The 19,187-nt window shown below is 67.0% G+C and carries 18 protein-coding genes; 7 read left to right on the plus strand and 11 right to left on the minus strand.

The genetic code is table 11. The annotated features are described in order from the left end of the window. Positions 1 to 12: 12 nt before the first annotated feature. Complete coding sequence (locus EV650_RS33305; RefSeq protein WP_134123135.1) at positions 13 to 684, minus strand: TetR/AcrR family transcriptional regulator; 672 nt, start codon at positions 682 to 684, stop codon at positions 13 to 15. Positions 685 to 756: 72 nt separating this feature from the next. Between EV650_RS33305 and EV650_RS33310 the strand changes: the two genes are divergently transcribed. Then, a complete protein-coding gene (locus EV650_RS33310) occupies positions 757 to 2,037 on the plus strand; it encodes a serine hydrolase domain-containing protein (protein WP_202875150.1) in 1,281 nt (426 codons plus the stop codon). A 171-nt stretch (positions 2,038 to 2,208) separates the two neighbouring features. On the opposite strand, the gene EV650_RS33315 is transcribed toward EV650_RS33310, so the two are convergent. Beyond that, positions 2,209 to 2,688: a GNAT family N-acetyltransferase gene (locus EV650_RS33315; protein ID WP_134123136.1), complete on the minus strand. Its 480-nt coding sequence runs from the start codon at positions 2,686 to 2,688 to the stop codon at positions 2,209 to 2,211. Between the two features lie 107 nt (positions 2,689 to 2,795). On the opposite strand from EV650_RS33315, the gene EV650_RS33320 reads away from it, so the two are divergent. Beyond that, positions 2,796 to 3,650, plus strand: coding sequence for a peptidylprolyl isomerase (locus tag EV650_RS33320; protein WP_134123137.1), 855 nt, complete (start codon positions 2,796 to 2,798; stop codon positions 3,648 to 3,650). 56 nt (positions 3,651 to 3,706) lie between these two features. Here EV650_RS33320 and EV650_RS33325 read toward each other — a convergent pair whose 3' ends face one another. The 3 genes from EV650_RS33325 to EV650_RS33335 all read right to left on the minus strand — a co-directional run bounded on the left by EV650_RS33325 (position 3,707) and on the right by EV650_RS33335 (position 7,547). After that, on the minus strand, positions 3,707 to 4,867 hold the full coding sequence (locus EV650_RS33325) for a glycoside hydrolase family 76 protein (RefSeq protein WP_134123138.1): 1,161 nt from the start codon (positions 4,865 to 4,867) through the stop codon (positions 3,707 to 3,709). Between the two features lie 77 nt (positions 4,868 to 4,944). Further along, complete coding sequence (locus tag EV650_RS33330) at positions 4,945 to 6,168, minus strand: SpoIID/LytB domain-containing protein (RefSeq protein ID WP_134123139.1); 1,224 nt, start codon at positions 6,166 to 6,168, stop codon at positions 4,945 to 4,947. Beyond that, positions 6,165 to 7,547, minus strand: a complete 1,383-nt coding sequence (locus tag EV650_RS33335; protein WP_134123140.1) for a peptidoglycan recognition protein family protein — start codon at positions 7,545 to 7,547, stop codon at positions 6,165 to 6,167. The genes EV650_RS33330 and EV650_RS33335 overlap by 4 nt, the downstream gene beginning before the upstream one ends. A 155-nt stretch (positions 7,548 to 7,702) precedes the next feature. Here EV650_RS33335 and EV650_RS40535 point away from each other — a divergent pair, with 155 nt between their 5' ends. Continuing rightward, positions 7,703 to 8,599: a hypothetical protein gene (locus tag EV650_RS40535; protein ID WP_166678370.1), complete on the plus strand. Its 897-nt coding sequence runs from the start codon at positions 7,703 to 7,705 to the stop codon at positions 8,597 to 8,599. Positions 8,600 to 8,679: 80 nt separating this feature from the next. Here EV650_RS40535 and EV650_RS33345 read toward each other — a convergent pair whose 3' ends face one another. Beyond that, positions 8,680 to 9,573 (minus strand): hypothetical protein, encoded by an 894-nt coding sequence (locus tag EV650_RS33345; protein ID WP_238174641.1) that lies wholly within the window; start codon positions 9,571 to 9,573, stop codon positions 8,680 to 8,682. Positions 9,574 to 9,695: 122 nt separating this feature from the next. On the opposite strand from EV650_RS33345, the gene EV650_RS33350 reads away from it, so the two are divergent. Both EV650_RS33350 and hypB read left to right on the plus strand, forming a co-directional pair. Beyond that, on the plus strand, positions 9,696 to 10,025 hold the full coding sequence (locus EV650_RS33350; RefSeq protein ID WP_134123141.1) for a hydrogenase maturation nickel metallochaperone HypA/HybF: 330 nt from the start codon (positions 9,696 to 9,698) through the stop codon (positions 10,023 to 10,025). Position 10,026: 1 nt separating this feature from the next. Then, positions 10,027 to 10,803 (plus strand): hydrogenase nickel incorporation protein HypB, encoded by a 777-nt coding sequence (gene hypB / locus EV650_RS33355; protein ID WP_134123142.1) that lies wholly within the window; start codon positions 10,027 to 10,029, stop codon positions 10,801 to 10,803. Here the strand turns inward: hypB and hypE are convergent. From hypE to EV650_RS33380, 5 genes are all read right to left on the minus strand, one after another. Beyond that, positions 10,800 to 11,867, minus strand: coding sequence for a hydrogenase expression/formation protein HypE (gene hypE, locus EV650_RS33360; protein WP_238174642.1), 1,068 nt, complete (start codon positions 11,865 to 11,867; stop codon positions 10,800 to 10,802). The genes hypB and hypE overlap by 4 nt on opposite strands. Beyond that, positions 11,860 to 12,978 carry a hydrogenase formation protein HypD gene (gene hypD, locus EV650_RS33365; protein ID WP_134123143.1) on the minus strand — a complete coding sequence of 373 codons (1,119 nt, stop codon included), beginning with the start codon at positions 12,976 to 12,978 and terminating at the stop codon, positions 11,860 to 11,862. The genes hypE and hypD overlap by 8 nt, the downstream gene beginning before the upstream one ends. Continuing rightward, positions 12,975 to 13,289 carry a HypC/HybG/HupF family hydrogenase formation chaperone gene (locus EV650_RS33370; RefSeq protein WP_134123144.1) on the minus strand — a complete coding sequence of 105 codons (315 nt, stop codon included), beginning with the start codon at positions 13,287 to 13,289 and terminating at the stop codon, positions 12,975 to 12,977. Before EV650_RS33370 ends, hypD begins: the two co-directional genes overlap by 4 nt. Positions 13,290 to 13,311: 22 nt before the next feature. Next, the gene (gene hypF / locus EV650_RS33375; RefSeq protein ID WP_202875152.1) at positions 13,312 to 15,585 is read right to left on the minus strand and encodes a carbamoyltransferase HypF; all 2,274 of its coding nucleotides are present in this window, start codon (positions 15,583 to 15,585) and stop codon (positions 13,312 to 13,314) included. 82 nt (positions 15,586 to 15,667) lie between these two features. Continuing rightward, entirely contained in the window at positions 15,668 to 16,132 is a 465-nt protein-coding gene (locus EV650_RS33380) for a helix-turn-helix domain-containing protein (RefSeq protein WP_134123145.1), read from the minus strand. A 177-nt stretch (positions 16,133 to 16,309) separates the two neighbouring features. On the opposite strand from EV650_RS33380, the gene EV650_RS33385 reads away from it, so the two are divergent. Then, the gene (locus EV650_RS33385; protein WP_202875154.1) at positions 16,310 to 17,383 is read left to right on the plus strand and encodes an NADH-quinone oxidoreductase subunit B family protein; all 1,074 of its coding nucleotides are present in this window, start codon (positions 16,310 to 16,312) and stop codon (positions 17,381 to 17,383) included. A gap of 4 nt (positions 17,384 to 17,387) precedes the next feature. Further along, positions 17,388 to 19,187 carry a nickel-dependent hydrogenase large subunit gene (locus EV650_RS33390; protein WP_134123146.1) on the plus strand — a complete coding sequence of 600 codons (1,800 nt, stop codon included), beginning with the start codon at positions 17,388 to 17,390 and terminating at the stop codon, positions 19,185 to 19,187.

A 19,187-nucleotide genomic window follows, 5' to 3' on the forward strand; every position in this document is an offset into this window, starting at 1 on the left:
GCCAGACTGGGCCTAACGCGCGAGGCGGGCCGCGAAGCCGTCCAGGATCGACTGCAGCCCGAACTCGAACGTGTTGTCCGGCTCGGCGGCGTACTCCGCGGCGGCCGTCGTTCCCATCCGGGCGCGCAGATGCCGGAACTGTGACGCCTGCGACCGCGCCGCAGTCATGAACTCCTTCATCGTGCGCTCGGCGTCCTGCCCGCCGCGACTCAGCCGACGGTTGAGCGACACCTGCGCAGCGGCACCGAGCGCACTGCCGATCACGAAGAGCATGACCGTACCGGCCGCGCAGTCCGCGTCCGCCGGCGCGAACCCGGCACGTTCGTAGTTCGCCAGGCTGTGGTCGTCGTACTCGAACTTAGATCGACCGGCGAGCAGATGACTCCCGAAGGCCTGGGCGTACCACGGGTGCCGCAGCAGCATCGATCGCAACCCGGTCGCCATCACGGTCGCCGCCGCGCGCCAGTCCATCGCATCGAGATCCGGGAGCCCGACCTCCGCCCAGGCCGCGTCGGCGGCGAGCTGGACGAGCTCGTCCTTGGTCTTGATGTGCCAGTAGATCGCGGTCGGGGCTGACCCGAGCCGCTGACCGAGGGCGCGCATGTTCAGCCCGTCCAGCCCTTCGGAGTCGAGCTGCTCGATCGCGGCCGTGACGATCTGCTCGACGGTCAAGGTGTTCCGCATGACTTGAACTTAGTTCAATCGAGGCGCTAAGGTCTACTTGTACTTAGTTCAAGTCACCGAGGAGTGGGGCAAATGCTGACAGAGTTCGTCGAGAAGACAGCGGTCGAGCTGGGGATCCCGGGCGTTGCCGTCGGGGTGCTGATGGACGGGGAGGAGACGGTCGTCACCCACGGCGTGACGAGCCTGGCGCACCCGCAACCGGTCGACCGCGACACCCTCTTCCACATCGCGTCGGTGACGAAGACCTTCACCGCGACCGCCCTACTGCGGCTGGTCTCCCAGGGCAAGGTCGAGCTCGACGCTCCGGTACGCCGGTATGTCCCCGAGCTGCGCCTGATGGACGAGGACGTCGCCGAGCGGATCACGGTGCTGAACCTGCTCAACCACACCGCCGGCCTCGACTGGAACGTCATCGACCCCGCGGACGGAGACCTCTCGCTCGCCGCGTTCGTGCAGAAGCTGGCCGGCTTGCCGATCATCGCCGCGCCCGGCAGCAGGGCGTCGTACAGCCAGGCCGGATTCAACCTGGCCGGTCGCATCATCGAGAACGTCACCGGTCAGCCGTACGAGAAGGCAATCGCGGAGCTCCTGCTGGAGCCGCTCGAGCTGAGCAGCACGATGTTCGACCTCGACGAGGTCATCGTCCGGAAGTTCGTGGTCGGGCACAACCGCGCCGACGACGGGACCGTCACGCCGGCCGTGCCGTGGAAGGCGAACCGGGCCGGCGAGCACGGCAACAACCCCGGCGGCGGCGCGGTCACCACCGTCAGCGATTTGTTGCGCTGGGCAAGGTTCCACCTCGGCGACGGCGACGGGCTGCTGCCGGCGCACGTGCTGCACGGGATGCGCGACCAGACCATCGCACTGCGCGCCAGCACGCTCGGCGACGGGTTCGGAATCTGCTGGTTCCTGAAGACGATCGACGGCGTGCGGACGATCGGGCACGGCGGCTCCGGCAACGGACAGTTCGCCGAGCTCCTCGTCGTACCGGAACGGAACTTCGCGATTGTCTCGCTGACGAACGGCGGTCCGGACGGGTACACGTTCAACCAGACCGTCGTCCGCTGGGCGCTCGAGCACTACCTCGGCCTGGTCGAGCGCGATCCCGAACCGCTCCCGTACGACGCCGCGCGCGCCAACGAAGCAGCCGGCCGCTACGAGATCGACGCGATGAACCTCGACCTCGCCACCGACGGCACCCGCCTCACCCTCGCCGTCGGCATCAAGCCCGAACTCCGCGCCGCCTCCGACATCGAGTGCCCCCGGACTACCCCGCCGCCGAGATCGGCCTCCTCCCCAACGACGAATACATCATCACCGAAGGCGGCCTCACCGGCCAACGCGGCTACCTGACCCGCACCCCCGCCGGCAAAATCACCGGCCTAGACCTAGCCGGCCGCCTCTTCACCCGCACAACCTGAGTCGTGCGCGCGTCGGGGCTGTGAACACCCGCAGGGGTCCTTGAACAAGTTATTGCTTGTCTAAGGACCCCGTAGGTTGTTCAAGGACCCCACAGGACTGCAGCTACTGGCTGGCCGTTGGTGCCAGCCCGGCGACGTAGATTGCTGCTGGGTTGCCTGGGTTCCAGCCTGGGAGGGGGTCGATGGTGTCGATCTGCACGAAACCCATCCGCTCCCAGAACGCTCGGGTTGCTTCGTAGGGTTTGTAGTCGACGGCAGCATCCAGCGTCTTCAGCTCAACCACCTTTACGCCGGTCGCCCGCAGCTCGCCCATGACTTCATGTGCGAGCTGGCTCCCGATCCCCTGCCGCCGGGCCGACGGGTCCACGGCCGCCCAAAGGATCTCGGCAGCCCGCGTCCCTCGCCGCTCGACCACCACGAACCCGACCACCTGCCCGTCGCGAACAGCAACCCACCCGAGCAGACACCCAAGATCTCCCCGCACCTTCTCCGGCACATCCGCCGTGAAGTACTCCGGCAACGCCCGGACAATCTCCAGACACGCCTCGATATCCCCGTCCACAACCGCCCGAACAGTCGTCACGCCGCCATTCTCATCTCCCCAGCCCGATCAACCTGCCGGATTGACAGACAGTTCTCAGGTTTTCGCTGTAGGTTCCGTGCAGGCATTCCGGTGAGGAGGGTTACTGCATGTCCAAGAAGACCCATCAGCAGCAGCTGGCGGCGCGGAAGGCGCAGCGGCAGGCCGAGCGGGACGCTGAGCGGCGACGGCAGCGGCGGAACCTGGCGATCACCGTCGCCTCGGTCGCGACCGTGGTCGTGGTGATCGTCGGGGTCTTCGTGGTGTTCGGGGTGGGCGGTGACGACAAGCCGGCGGCGAGCGATCAGCCGACTGCCGCGCCGGAGAACAAGCCAACCAGCATTCCGACCGCGATGGCAGCCGCGCCGAAGCGGGCGACGCCGCTCGCGGCCGAGGTGAACTGCGTCTACAAGAAGAGCGCCGAGCCGGCCAGCAAGCCGGTGAACCCGCCGGCCGACGGGAAGGTCAAGGCGTCGGGTACGTCGAAGGTCAGCCTGAACACGTCGATCGGCGACCTGCAGCTCACCCTGGACAGCGCACTGGCACCGTGCGCGGTGAAGAACTTCCTCAGCCTGGTCGGGCAGAAGTACTTCGACAACACCAAGTGCCACCGGCTGACGGTCGGCGAAGGTCTGCAGGTGCTGCAGTGCGGCGATCCGACCGGGAGCGGGTCCGGCGGGCCTGGCTATAGCTTCGCGGACGAGGTCTACCCGACGCTGAAGTACGGGCGCGGGATGCTCGCGATGGCGAACTCCGGTGCGAATACGAACGGCAGCCAGTTCTTCATCGTGTACGGCGATGCTTCCGGGCTGACCCCGCAGTACACGGCGTTCGGGACGATCGACGAGCCGAGCGTGAAGCTGATCGACAAGGTCGCGGAGGCTGGTGTCACGCCGCAGAACGGGCCGCAGGACGGGACGCCGATCACGCCGGTCGAGATCAAGACGGCAACAGCAGCAGCCTGAAACAAAACAGCAGGCCCTCCTGAACATCTTCAGGAGGGCCTGCTGTTGTTCAGACCTCAAGCAAGCAGGTTGTACCTGGAGCGGGGCCAGGCCAGGAGGGCGTGGATTTGGGTTATGCCGGATTGTTGGAGGAGTTCTACCGATCCCTCGCCGAAGTTGTAGAGGTTGGTGGCGGGGTCTCGGGTGGTGGTCCAGTTGTAGTCGGCGTAGGCCTGCATCGCCCTGCGGTAGCGGGGATCTGGCGCGACCGAGTCGAGGATCAGCAGGTTCTTGAACCAGATCGAGTTGAACGCGGCGCCTTGTTTCGCGAGGATCTCCGGCGTGTTGTAGAACGCCAGCGACGCCGATGCGACCGACTTCGCGTCCCGCAGGTACTGGCCGTTACCCGTTGCCTTGAACAACAACACTCCGGCGCCGAGCATCACGCCCTGGTTGTAGCTCCACTGGGTTTTCTCGATGTTGCCGGCCAGGTCGATGTGGTCCCAGTACAACCCGTTCGGCGCGAGCAGGCAGCTCTTGGCCCACGTGTACATCCGCTGCGCCCAGGTCAGGTACGACCGGTCGTGGGTCAGCAGGTAGAGATGGGCACCGAGCTCGGCCGCCGGCCCGTTCGACACGGTGTTGCGGTCCTGGCTCCACGGGGCCTGGGTCCAGTAGACGCCGCCGGCGCACGGGTGCGTCGGATCGGTGTCCCAGCCGTGGACGACGAGCGCGAAGATGTCCTTCGCACGAGCGAGTGCAGCACGGTCACCAGTCCGCTTGTACCGCTGGATCAGGTTCAGCCCGATCCACTCGTTGTCGTCGTAGAACTTGTCTCCACCTTGACCGTTCGGCGGCCGGACGTACGAGTCGTACCCGGTCGGCGTGGTCCCGGCGTTCCAGTAGAACTCGTACGCCGCGATCCGCCGGTCGGCCTCCGCCGATCCCTTCCGGCCCGCACCCGGCACGCCGGCCAGGTCCTCGGCCGCGATCGCCGCCTGCGAGTACGGCCAGACGTACGAGTACGCGTTGGTCTGCGTGTTCGGGTACTCCTCCAGCAACAGCCCACCCTTGCCGGCATCGAAGTACCTGTTGATCGCGTCGTACGACGCGCGCGCCCGAGCTGCCGCGCTGTGATCGCCCCCCGCGTCGGCGGTGGTCATGCCGAGCGACCCGAGGACGGTGACCGCGAGCACTCCGGCGGCCAGACGAGTTGATATACCAAATTTCCTGCGCATCGACCTACTCCTCCTGGGCGGTGGCGGTTGACATCGATGTCACGTTCTAACCGGCCCATGGACACCCCGTCAATGGTTCAGCGCGCAGGCAGTTCCGCAGCAGTAGTTGGCATATCAAGTGGCTTGACCGGGAAGCTGATCCAGCCGGACCGCAGATGCAGCCGGGACCGCACCTGGTCCGCGGTCAGCACCCGCTTCCCCTTCGACCCGACCGCCTCGATCGTCAGCGCCCGCCCGCCGCCCGGACCGACGCCGGTCCGCTTCAGCACGCGCACGTACCGGATCGAACCGACGTCGAAGGTCGCCTGCATGTCCGCCGCCGACCGCCTCACGCTCCACGTCACGTTCGGGTTCCCGTTCTTCGGGTAGCCGTCCCAGCCGTCCGCCTTCATCAGCTGGTACGGCACCTCACCCGCCACCGTCGCCCCGCCGTTCGAGGACGAGAACTCGGCGATGATCGGCTTCCCCTTGTACAACCGGATCTGTCCGGCGGTCGCCGCGACCGCGTTGTTCGTCGACGTCTCCTCCGAGTCATACCCGCCGTACACCTGGCACGACGTCGTATCGCACAGGTCGTACGCCTTCCGGGTCGCGCGATCCCGGTGATAGACCGAATAGGTGCGCGCGGCAACGGCCTGCGCCTGCAACGCGGCCGGCTTCCAACTGGACACGGCTTCCCGCGGTACGACGCCACTCAGGTAGTACTCCAGCGGTACGACGTTGACCGTGTCCAGATGCGTGCCGGAGACGTCGATCGCCCGCAGTGCACCGCGATACCGTCGTACGGCGCCACTCGGCAGGACCAGCCCGATCACCACGGCTCCTTCGAACTGGGCCATGCCGGTGAATGTCTTGTATAGCGTCCACTTCTTCGTCTTCGTGTCGTACGAGCTGAGCTTCGTCCCGTGCTCGCCGTTCGGGTCGATCGACCACTGGCTCCGGGTCGATGCCTTGGGCAACACGTAGACCTTGCCGGTGGCAAAGGACCGGACGGCGAGCTTGTTGACCGCACCGACCCGCACGCCGTCGGTGGTGTCGGCGCTGACCCGGACCCGGATGCTGCCGGTCGCCTTCCCGGCCGTCGTACCCGGGTAGTAGAAGTCCAGGATCTGCTTCACGGACTTCCCGGCCAGCGCCGCACCCTGCGCGCCGTACTGCGACAACCCGCGACCGTGCCCGAATCCGCGACCGACGATCGTCGTATCGGGCGCCGACGCGGTGGGCTGGATCTCGCGGGCCTGCGCGGTCGCGCTGATCACTGCCGACGACAGGACAACTGCCGCGATCGCACGTTTCCTCATACTGCTCTCCCGTAGACAAGATGGACCTGACGACTGCGGCGGTCCCAGACGAGCCAGCCGCGCTGGAACTTCTGCCGGGAACCGCCCGACACTCGGTAGGCATCGGTGACCGGCAACCCGAGCCGCGCACTGCCCGCGCCGAGCCGGCGGAAGCGGGTCCTGAACGCGCCGGCGGTGGAATGAGTGCCGCTGGCAACGGAGTAGAAGACGTCGCGCGTGGCGAAGTACGTCGCCCAGCCGGTCCGGGTCCGATGCTCACCCCAGAACGGCTGGCCGATGTTCCGGAAGCCGAGCTTCCGCGCGTACTGATAGATCGGCGTCGAGAAACTGCCGCTCATCAACGTGTTGACTCGTTGCTTCAGCCAACCGAGTTTGTTGTACAGCTGGGTCCCCGGGCACGCGGTCGCCTTGGTGTCGCGGTGTCCGGAGACGGTGTGCAGGCGGCTGCCGTCCAGTGTGATCGTTGCCAACGGCGACCGATAGTTGGCGTCCAGCTTCCATGCGAGCACGCGGGCCGTGGACTCCAGCATCGCCTGTGGTGGCGCGGCCTTTTCGAAGTTGCCGATCAGCGCGACCCCGAACGAGTTCGAGTTGAACGAGGCCGTGTGCGCACCGAGGACCGGCCACTGCGCACCGCCGTACCTGCCCTCGAAGACCCGGCCGAAGCGGTCGACGAGGAAGTTGTAGCCGAGGTCGCACCAGCCGCGACTCTTCACGTGGTACGCGTACATCGCCCGCACCATCGCCGGGACCTGCGTCCGCGTGTAGTCGTTGCGATCCGCGGTGTGATGGACGAACGCGGCCAGCACGGTCGTCGTGTACTTCGGTCGCGTGCAAGCGGCCCCGTTGTGACTGCGGAGCCGCTCGTCGGCACCCCACCGTTTCCGGCTCACCATCAACGGCATCGGGTACGGCGCCCTCGACGCAGCCGGCTCCACAACGCCAGCCGCGTCGTCGTCCGAGGCATCTGACGCGAGCACACCCGGCTGGATCAGGACGACCTTCGCGCCGGCAATCGTCGTACCAGCGCTGGTCGCGGCGCTGGCCTGCACCCCAGTGGCATTACCGACCCACAACGGTTCGGTGCCACCACGCTCAATTCCTTCGGGCACCAATGGATCTGGGCCGTGTTCGTCCTCGACCGATAACGATTCCCAGTCGGTCCACTTGCCGTCACGCTCTACGCGAACCTTCGCGGTGACGTTCGGTACACCTTCGGGCCAGGTGACGGCGACCATACCGAACGGTTTGGTACGGGCCTGGACGGTCGGACCGTCGAGCGGGATCTCCTGGTACGAAGGGTCGGATTCGTTGTGCTGCAGGGGGATCAGGGTGGCCGCGGTCAGCACGAGAGGGAGTAGTCGGGCAGTCCTGCGCATGAGCCAGCCTTCCGGCGGAGTACGACGGGCGCTGGGCGGTGTCACCGATTATGCGCGGTCGGTGAGCGTTTCCCGGGGATTGCGTCACCCTGCGTGGCGTCGGTGTCTTGAGGGGTTCGGTAGGCTCTGCGTAAAGCCCCCGAGAGAGGCCCGACATGGAATACATCCTGATCATCGCTGTCGTGGTGATCGCGGTCCTGGCGTACCGCTCGTACCGTCGGACCCAGCTGCAGACCAAGCAGCAGCACCAGATCACCGCCGCCGAGGTGGAGGCGGTGAAGCGGACTGCCGACGAGGACATCACCCGGTTCGGCGAGGAGCTGCAGGACCTCGACCTGGAGATGGTCGGCAAGGACCTCGGCGAGGGTGCGCGGCAGGACTACCAGCGCGCGCTGGACTCCTACGAGTCCGCCAAGCAGGCGATCGGCCAGGTCACGCAGGCGGACCAGATCAAGCACGTCGTCGAGATCCTCGAGGACGGCCGGTACGCCGCGGCCTGCGTGAAGGCCCGGGTCAACGGCGAGCCGCTGCCGCAGCGCCGGCCGGCCTGCTTCTTCAACCCGCAGCACGGCCCGTCCGTGGTCGACGTGCTGTGGTCGCCGCCCGGCGGCGCCCCGCGTGAGGTGCCGGCCTGTGCGGCCGACGCCGAGCGGGTCCGCGCCGGCGCCGAGCCGGACGTCCGCAAGGTCATGGTCGGCCCGCAGCGCGTGCCGTACTGGGAGGCCGGTCCGGCCTACTCGCCGTACGCGCAGGGTCTGTTCGGTGGCGTCGGCGGTGTGCTGACCGGCATGTTCATCGGCACGGCGCTCGGCGGCATGTTCTCCGGCGGCGGGTACGGCGACTACGGAGGCGGCTACGGCGACGGCGGCGGTGACTACGGCGACGGCGGTGACGGCGGCGGCGGAGATGGTGGCGGCGACGGCGGCGGTGACGGCGGCGGCGGAGATGGTGGCGGCGACGGCGGCGGTGGCGACGGCGGAGGCGACTTCAACCCCTTCGACGGCGGAGGCGGCGACGGCGGAGGTTTCGACTTCGGCGGCGGCGACTTCTAAAACCGGCGACTTCTGATCAAACCCACAGGGCCCCGGCGAGCATGCTCGACGGGGCGCTGTCATGTGCGGTTACGCAGTGATCACTCGCCGAACAGCGGCGGGTTTCCTTCGCCGGTGTGCAGGTAGTAGACCGGGTCGCTGAAGTTGCCGGGGACCTTGCCCAGACCCTTGATGACGGTCGCGGCTCCGTTGGCGTGACCAACGGCGTACAGATAGGCCGAACCGGTGTTCTTGTCGATTGCCGTCAGCAACGTGCTCTGGGTGCCGCACTTCTCCGCGACCAGGAACTCGAAGCTCTGCCAGGTCGAGGTGCGGACCTTCTTGACCACCGGCGCGAGCTTGATGTTCGCCGGGATGTGGATCGTGTAGAGCGCGCCACCGTTCGTCGTGGCCAGGAACGTGTCGTACGTCGCCGTCTCGCTGATCAGCGCCATCGTCTTGACCGCGGCGTACCCGGTGTACCGCGACACCTCACGGGTGTCCGGGTTGGTCCGGTAGAGCACGCCGTCGCCACGGAGCCGGTACTGCGCGCCGCGGACCGTCCTGCCGCCGTAGAACGAAGTGTCAATCGCCTTGTAGCCCTGATACCCGACACCGTTCGACTTCAGTCCGCTGGTCGGCTTACCGGTCGAGTCGTGGCCGTAGAAGCCGGCGTACAGAGTCCCGTTCACGATCACGTCGCCGTACGTCGTGTCCTCGCCCGCGACGCCGACCGTCGAACGCCAGGTCGACGCGATCTTCGCGAGTCCAGGGGCGAACATATGCGGACCGACCGCCCGCTTCGCCGTGATCGGCGACGACGCGGTGACCGTGGTGTTGGCGATGTCACCGGCCGCGCTGATCGAGCCGACGGATATCGAGCAGGCCGCGGTCGTGGACGTGACCACCGCGTGGCTCGGCGCTGCCGCCAGTACGCCGAGCAGCACGGCGGACCCCGCGACGGCGGAGGCTTTCTTCAGAAGAAGGTTGTTCATACCTCCCACGATGCGACCTCCGCCGCCGAAGTTGCGTTATCTGGTCATCGTCATTGGGACGGAGCGTGAGCCTGACCCGTAGCCGCTCGACGCCGAAGGCCGGGAGGCCTACCGTCGGGAGGGTGCATGAGCTCGCCATTACGGAGAGCATCGTCGATGCGATCGTCGAGAAGATCGGCGACGGACCGGTGGCGGCGGTGCGGCTGGAAGTGGGGCGGCTGTCGGGGGTGGTGACGGACTCGATCCGGTTCTGCTTCGAGATCGTGGCCGGGGGCACCGGGCTCGAGGGGGCCCGGCTGGACATCGACGAGCCGTCCGGGCGGGCGTACTGTCGGGATTGCCGACGAGAGTTCGGGCTCGACGATCCGATCATGCTGTGCGACTGCGGCAGTGCCGATCTCGACATCCTGGCCGGCCGCGAACTGCGGATCATCTCGGTGGAGGTGCGTTGACATGTGCAGCACCTGTGGATGCGGTGGCGAAGACGAAACCACCCGCGTCACCCTGGTCGACGGACCGGAACCGGTCCACGCCCACCCGCACGACCACGCCCACCCTCATGAGCACCCGCACGAGCATGAGCACGAGACCAGGACCGTGCTGCTCGAGCAGGACATTCTGGCGAAGAACGACCTGCTCGCCGCCGCCACCCGGCACCGGCTGGCCGAGCACGCGATCACCGCGATCAACCTGATGAGCTCCCCCGGCTCCGGCAAGACGACGCTGCTGGAGCGCACCGTCCGCGACCTGGCCGGCCGGCGCGAAACCCTTGTCGTCGAAGGCGATCAGGAGACCTGGCTCGACGCCCAGCGGATCCGCGCGACCGGTAGCAAGGTCGTCCAGATCAACACCGGCGCCGGCTGTCACTTGGACGCGGAGATGCTGGACCGCGGCCTGAACGAACTCGCCCCACCCGACGGCTCACTCGTCTTCGTCGAGAACGTCGGCAACCTGGTCTGCCCGGCCCTGTTCGACCTCGGCGAGGCGGCCCGGGTGGTGATCATCTCGGTCACCGAGGGCGCCGACAAACCCGCGAAGTACCCGTACATGTTCCGCACCGCCGACCTCGTCCTGCTGAACAAGATCGACCTGCTCCCGTACGTCGACTTCGACGTCGACCTGTGCGTCGACCTGATCCGCCGCCTGAAGCCAGACGTCGAACTGCTGCACGTCTCCGCGACTCGCGGCGACGGCCTCGACGCCTGGCATTCCTGGCTCGACGCCCGCTAACAGATCCGGGGCAACTGCTCCCCAATTGGCGTATCCACTACCCGGGTAGCACCGAACGCCGTCTTCGTGACGACCATCCCAGGATGCGCCTCGACGCACGAACCGATGATCGCCGCGTCCGCCCCGAGCGGGTGCGCCTGCATCGCCGCGAGTACCTCTTCCGCGTCATCGGGTGCCACGATCGCGAGCAGTTTGCCCTCGTTCGCGACGTACAGCGGATCGAGACCGAGGAACGAGCAGGCGTTCGCGACCGTCTCTGGCACCGGCAGGGTACTTTCGATCAGCTCGACGCCAACCCCGGCCGACTTGGCGATCTCGTTCAACGACGTCGCCACGCCACCCCGGGTCGGGTCCCGCAGTACGTGCAGGTCGGTGCAGACGTCGAGCATCGCCGCGACCAGCCCGTTCAACGGCGCGCAGTCGCTGACCACCTCGGTGCCGAACGAGATGCCGTCCCGCACACTCATGATCGCGATCCCGTGTACGCCGATCTGTCCGCTGACGATGACCACATCACCCGGGGCCGCGCGCTGTGGCCGGATGTCGACGCCGGCCGGGACCAGGCCGACCCCGGCGGTATTGATGTAGACGCCGTCACCATGACCCGCGTCGACAACCTTGGTGTCACCGGTCGCGATCGTCACTCCGGCACGTTGCGCGGCAGCCCCGAGATCCGTCGCGATACGGCCGACGACGGACAGCTCGACGCCCTCTTCCAGGATGAATCCACAGGACAGGTACGCCGCCTGCGCACCACTCATCGCCAGGTCGTTCACGGTGCCGTTCACGGCCAGGTCGCCGATGCTGCCGCCCGGGAAGAACAACGGCTGCACGACGAACGAGTCGGTCGAGAACGCCAGCCGGGCCCCGCCGAGCTGGAACACCGCGGAGTCGGTCAGACCGCCGAGCACCGGGTTGGCGAACGCCGGCATGAAGAGGTGCTCGACCAGCTCCCCCGACATCTGTCCGCCGCCCCCGTGGCCCATCACGATGGTGGTGTGATCGCGCAACGGCAGCGGACAGACCCATTCCTCGAAATTGAGGGCCATGACTTGTTCAGCCACCGCTGCTCACCACCTCGACAGGCGTCTCCAGCCGTCGGTAGAGGTAGTAGGCCGCACACGCGCCCTCACTCGAAACCATCGTGGCCCCCAGTGGATTGCGCGGCGTACAGAGCGTCCCGAACGCCGAACACTCGTGCGGCTTGATCAGTCCTTGCAGGACCTCACCGCTGCGGCACACGGTCGACTCCTGCGTGGTGATGTCCTGCACCTGGAAGCGGTACTCCGCGTCGTACTCGCGGTAGCGCTCCGACAACCGCCACCCGCTCTGCGGGATCATGCCGATCCCCCGCCAGGCCCGGTCGGTGGTCTCGAAGACGTCGGCCAGCATCGCGATCGCGGCCGGGTTGCCCTCGTCGCGGACGGCCCGCTGGTACGCGTTCTCGAGGACGTGCTCGCCCTTCTCGAGCTGGCTGACCGTGCGCAGGATTCCGGCCAGGATGTCCAGCGGTTCGAACCCGGTCACGACGATCGGTACGCCGTACTTGTCGGCCAGCTCCGGGTATTCCGTCGTACCCATCACGCTGCAGACGTGGCCCGCGGCGAGGAAGCCCTGGACCCGGCAGCTGGGTGACTGCATGATCGCCTCGATCGCCGGTGGCACCCGGACGTGCGAGACGAGCAGGCTGAAGTTCGGGATGCCGAGCTTCTTGGCCTGGTAGACAGTCATCGCGTTCGGCGGCGCGGTGGTCTCGAAGCCGATGCCGAAGAAGACGACCTGCTTGTCCGGGTTCTCTTGGGCCACCCGGAGCGCGTCCAGCGGCGAGTAGACCACCCGGACGTCACCGCCCTGGCTCTTGATCCGGAACAGGTCGCGCTCGCTGCCGGGCACCCGCAGCATGTCGCCGAACGAGCAGAAGATCACGTCCGGCTGGGCGGCGATCTCGAGCGCCTTGTCGATGATCTCCAGCGGCGTAACGCAGACCGGGCAGCCCGGCCCGTGGATCATCTCGACGCCGTCGGGCAGCAACTGGTCGATGCCGTGCCGGACGATCGTGTGCGTCTGACCGCCGCAGACCTCCATCATCGCCCACGGTTTCGTCACGGTGGCGTGGATCTGCTCGACCAGTTTCCCGGCCAGGACCGGATCGCTGAACTCCTCGAGATACTTCATTTGGCCGCCTCCCATTCGGTACCGGGTGGTCGCCGCTCGCCGGCCTGCCGCGCGGCCAGTCCCCACTGATCGCCGAACTCTTCCTCCAGCGCGCCGAGCTTGCGGTACAGCGCGAGCGACTGCATCGCGGACTCCTCGTCCAGGCGCTGCAACGCGAACCCGACGTGCACGATGGTGTACTCACCCACCTGCAGGTCAGGCAGGTATTCCAGACAGACGTCCTTCAGCACGCCGCCGAAGTCCACCTGTCCCATCCGGGTACCGTCCTCCTCCCGGATCTCCACGACCTTTCCCGGTACGGCTAGGCACATGACGTTCCCTCCCTCTGGCCCTTCATGAGCGGACCCTGGCCGCGACGGCCAGCTGTCCGAGAGCGAGCCCGGCGTCGGTCGCGGGGACCCGGCGGTGGCGCAGGACGGTGAATCCGGCCGCGGCCAGCGCCGCGGTTGTTGCCGATAGCAACACCCGGTTGACGAACACACCGCCGGACAGGGCGACGGTGGACAAACCTCTGCCGGCGCGGACCCGTTCGGCCAGCGTCACCATGACTTCAGCCAAGGCCCGGTGGAAGCGAGCACTCACAACCCCCGGTTCCACCCCGGCCAGCACATCCCGTACGACGCCCGCCAACACCGGCGCCGGATCGATCTCCTCCCCCGTGATCGCGAACTCGTAAGCCCCTCGATCCTCGGAGGCCAGTCCCTCCAACTCGATCGCGGCCTGCGCCTCGTACCCGGCCCGGTGACACACCCCGGCCAGCGACGAGACCGCGTCGAACAATCTGCCCATGCTGGACGTCGGCGCACAAGCGATGTCCCGCTCCAACTGAGCCCAGAGCAACTGCAGCTCGGCCTTGGCACACGCGCGTACCGACGGCAGGCGTGGATCCCACGCCAACCCAGCAGCCCACAGATGCGACAACGCCATCCGGCAGGGATTCCGTACGCCGGCATCGCCGCCCGGCAACGGCACGTACTTGAGGTGCGCGACCCGTTCGAACCCGTCGTAGTCGGCCAGCAGCACCTCCCCGCCCCACACCGCCCCGTCATCGCCGTACCCGGTCCCATCAAAGGCAAAGCCGATGACGTCGCCTTGATGACGGTGTTCAGCCATCACCGACGCGACGTGCGCGTGATGATGCTGTACGCCGATCACCGGCCGACCGGCCGCATTCAGCTGGGCCCATTGCCGCGAGCGGTACGACGGATGCTTGTCCGTCACGAGCACCTCCGGCCGGACCCCGGTCAACTCCTCCAGATGCTGCTCAGCCCGCTCGAAGGCCTCCAGCGTGGCCAGGTCGTCCATATCCCCAACGTGTGCGGACAACCAGGCATACTGCCCATCCCCTAGGCAGAACGTGTTCTTCAAATCCCCGCCAACCGCCAGTGCCGGCCGGACCGGGACAGGCAGGTCGATCGGGAACGGTGCGTACCCACGAGACCGACGTACCGGCAGCTCGATCTTGTCGACGATGCGTACGACGGAGTCATCACAGGGCACGTGGATCGGCCGATCGTGACCGAGCCAGGCATCAGCAAGGCCAACGAGCCTGCTGAGCGCCTCGTCGTCATCAGTGACGATTGGCTCGCCGGACAGGTTGCCGCTCGTCATCACCAGCACACACGGGCCAGGCTGATCGAACAGGAGTTGATGGATCGGTGTGTACGGCAACATCACGCCGAGATCAGGGTTGCCAGGGGCAACCGCTTCGGCGACAGCCGCACCGGCCTTGCGACGCAGCAATACGATCGGGTGCTGGATGCCGGTCAGCAGCTCCTCCTCGGCCGCATCGATCCAAGCGATCCGCCGGGCGGCGTCAAGATCCGCAGCCATCACGGCGAAGGGCTTATCACCACGATCCTTACGCTTCCGCAGCGTGGTCACGACCGCCTGATCGCCGGCATCACAGACGAGGTGAAAGCCCCCAAGCCCTTTCACCGCAAGGATTCCGCCGTTGACGAGCAGCCCATGCGCTACCGCCAACGCATCTTCGTCGTACTCCGTCTCAAGGCCCGGCTGGACGAGTTGGAGCCGAGGGCCGCAGGCGGGACACGCGATCGGCTGCGCGTGAAACCTCCGGTCGTCGGGATCGGCGTACTCACGGGCGCAGTCCGGACAGAGCGGAAAGCCGGCCATCGTCGTGGCCGGTCGGTCGTACGGCAGACCCGTGATGATCGTGAAGCGTGGACCGCAGTTGGTGCAGCTGATGAACGGATGCCGATAGCGCCGGTCGGACGGATCGGCGAACTCGGCCAGACAGTCCGCACACGTCGCGACATCCGGCGCAACCAACGTGCGCCCCGGACCGCCGGTCGAGTCAAGGATGACGAACTCGGTCCCGCCGACCGGCGACACATACTCCTCAGTCACGGTCGAGACCACCGCCAGCGGAGGTGCATCACTAAGAACGCGACGGGCAAACGCAGCCACCGCAGCGTCCGATCCTTCGACCTCGGCGACCACCCCTGCCGGCGTATTGCCGACCTCACCGGACAGCCCGAGCTCGCGGGCCAGGGCGTAGACGAACGGGCGGAACCCGACGCCCTGGACGACGCCGGTGACCAGCACGCGGCTGCGAACACGTTCCGGCTCGTTCGTTCTGCTCACCCCGCCGGGCGAATAGATTGTCGAATTCCGCGATCAGCGGACAATTCGACACTAAACCCGCGCCAGAGATCAGCGCCAGGGATCACGGCCCGAAGATCTCGTGCACTTTCCGGAGGTCCCGCAGCCGCGGTTCGGTGTCACCGCGCAGCCAGCGGCTGATGGTCCGCACCGACACGCCGATCCGCTGCGCGGCCGCCTGCTGGGACAGCCCCTGACCACGCAATACGCCGTTCAACCAGTCGGCGAACGGCTCCGCGGCCGGCTGTGGCCGGCGGGCGCCCGCACCGTGCAGCACCTCGACCTCGACGCCGTCGGGGAAGATCCGCACGGTCACGTCGAACAGGCCGTCCTTGGGGCCGGCAGCGGCCAGCAGGGCGGTGGTGATGGCCTGATAGAGCGCCTGGTTCTCCTCCACCTCCAGCGTGACCGGCTCGAGCGCCTCGCGGACGAACTGTTCGGCGTCCGGCAGCGATCCGGGCCGGGCCGGGAAAACCTGCGACACGACGACCACGGGCGAGACGAAGACCTCGCGGCCCGGATCGTCCATTGCACGAGAATACCGGTGCGACACTGGTTAAAAATGCCCTCCCGGAATGTCCTGGAATCGGGGATTCCCGGATTTCCGGACACCGCCATTAATACCTGACACAAGTGTCTGTCGGACTGATCAGTCTCGTCGTACGGTCGAAAGAGCCGAATTTCCCGGCGAGGGAGGGACTGGGTCGTGTCCACGACACTTGAACCGGAGCAGGCGCAGCAGGAGACCGACGAGGGTGTCGTGCACATCCTCTGGATGAACGGCGGGTTGAGCTGCGACGGTGATTCGGTCGCCCTGACGGCGGCCACCCAGCCGAGTATCGAGGAGATCGTCCTCGGCGCCCTGCCCGGGCTGCCGAAGATCGCGGTGCACTGGCCGCTGATCGACTTCGAGTGCGGGCCGGAGACCGGTGCGGACAACTTCATCGAGTGGTGGCACAAGGCCGACCGCGGCGAGCTGGAACCGTTCGTGCTGGTGGTCGAGGGCTCGATCCCGAACGAGGCGATCCACGACGGCGAGGGCTACTGGGCCGGCTTCGGGAACAACCCGGCCACCGGCCAGCCGATGAAGACGTCCGAGTGGCTCGACCGACTGGCCCCGAAGGCCACCGCGGTAGTTGCCGTCGGCACCTGTGCGACGTACGGCGGGATCCACGCGATGGCAGGGAACCCGACCGGCGCGATGGGAGTGCCCGACTACCTCGGCTGGAGCTGGAAGTCCAAGGCCGGTCTGCCGATCGTCTGCGTGCCAGGTTGCCCGATCCACCCCGACAACCTGTCCGAGACGCTCGTCTACCTGCTCTACCAGGTCGCCGGGCAGGCCCCGATGATCCCGCTCGACGCGGAGCTGCGGCCGCAGTGGCTGTTCGGCCGGACCGTGCACGAGGGCTGTGACCGGGCCGGGTACTACGAGCAGGGCGACTTCGCCAAGGAGTACGGCTCCCCCAAGTGCCTGGTGAAGCTGGGCTGCTGGGGTCCGGTGGTCAACTGCAACGTGCCGAAGCGCGGCTGGATCAACGGCGTCGGCGGCTGCCCGAACGTCGGCGGCATCTGCATCGCCTGCACGATGCCCGGCTTCCCGGACAAGTTCATGCCGTTCATGGACGAACCGGCCGGCAGCAAGGTCTCCACCACCGCGAGCAAGGTGTACGGCACCGTGATCCGCCGGCTGCGCAAGTACACCATCAACAGCGGCAACAAGGAACCCAAGTGGCGGCACAAAGGCTCCGAGCTCACCACCGGCTACGAGAAGGTCTGGTAGTGCCATGACGACCACCGAACCGAAGCTCGCCACGACTGACTCGAAGAACCCCGATGTCGTCGAGATGGCGTGGGACCCGATCACCCGGATCGTCGGCAGCCTGGGCATCTACGCGAACGTGAACTTCAAGTCGAAGACCGTCGAGGAGTGTCACAGCACGTCCTCGATCTTCCGCGGCTACAGCATCTTCATGAAGGGCAAGGACCCGCGCGACGCGCACTTCATCACCAGCCGGATCTGCGGGATCTGCGGTGACAACCACGCCACCTGCTCGGTCTACGCGCAGAACATGGCGTACGGCGTCGCGCCGCCGCACCTGGGCGAGTGGATCGTCAACCTGGGCGAGGCCGCCGAGTACATGTTCGACCACAACATCTTCCAGGAGAACCTGGTCGGCGTGGACTACTGCGAGCGGATGGTCAAGGAGACCAACCCCGGCGTACTGGAGCTGGCGAACCGGACCGAGGCGCCGCACGCCGGCGACCACGGGTACAAGACCATCGGCGACATCATGCGCTCGCTGAACCCGCTCGAAGGCGACTTCTACCGCGAAGCGCTGCACGTCAGCCGCTACACGCGGGAGATGTTCTGCCTGATGGAGGGCCGGCACGTCCACCCGTCGACGCTCTACCCGGGCGGTGTGGGCACGGTCGCGACGATCCAGCTCTTCACCGACTACCTGACCCGGCTGATGCGCTACATCGAGTTCATGAAGAAGGTCGTGCCGTTGCACGACGACCTGTTCGACTTCTTCTACGAGGCGCTGCCCGGCTACGAGCACGTCGGCGAGCGGCGGATCCTGCTCGGCTGCTGGGGCAGCCTGAACGACCCGGCGATCTGCGACTTCAAGTACCAGAACATGGAGGCGTGGGGACGGCGGATGTTCGTCACCCCGGGCGTGATCGTCGACGGCAAGCTGGTCACCAACAGCCTGGTCGACATCAACGTCGGCCTGCGGATCCTGCTCGGCAGTTCGTACTACGACGACTGGGCCGATGGCTCGCACGAGAAGTTCGTCGACATCGACCCGCTCGGCAACCCGATCGACGTACGGCACCCGTGGAACCAGCACACGATCCCGAAGCCGCAGAAGCGCGACTTCTCCAACGCGTACAGCTGGACCATGTCGCCGCGCTGGTTCGACGGCAAGGACCACCTGGCCCTCGACACCGGCGGCGGCCCGATCGCGCGACTCTGGTCGACGGCGCTGTCCGGTCTGGTCAACACTGACTACATCCAGGCCACCGGTCACAGTGTGAAGATCCAGCTCCCGCGGACGGCGCTGAAGCCGGCCACGGAGTACGAGTGGAAGATCCCGCAGTGGAGCAACGCGCTCGAGCGGAACCGGGCCCGGACCTACTTCCAGGCCTACGCGGCCGCGCTCGCGCTGCACTTCTGCGAGAAGGCGATGGCCGAGGTCAGGGCCGGCCGGACCGAGACCTGGACACCGTTCAAGGTCCCGGACGACGCGATCTCCTGCGGCTTCACCGAGGCGGTCCGCGGCGTGCTGTCGCACCACATGGTGATCCGGGACGGCAAGATCGCGAACTACCACCCGTACCCGCCGACCCCGTGGAACGGCAGCGTCCGGGACAGCTACGGCACCCCCGGCCCGTACGAGGACGCCGTCCAGAACACCCCGATCTTCGAGGAGAACCCACCGGAGCGGTTCAAGGGCATCGACATCATGCGTGCGGTCCGCAGCTTCGACCCGTGTCTGCCGTGCGGCGTGCACATGTTCGTCGGCAACGGGCAGGAGAAGACCCACCTGCACTCCCCGTCCATCGCCGTCAAGCCGTACTGA

The organism is Kribbella kalugense (assembly GCF_004365875.1).
Lineage (GTDB): Bacteria > Actinomycetota > Actinomycetes > Propionibacteriales > Kribbellaceae > Kribbella > Kribbella kalugense.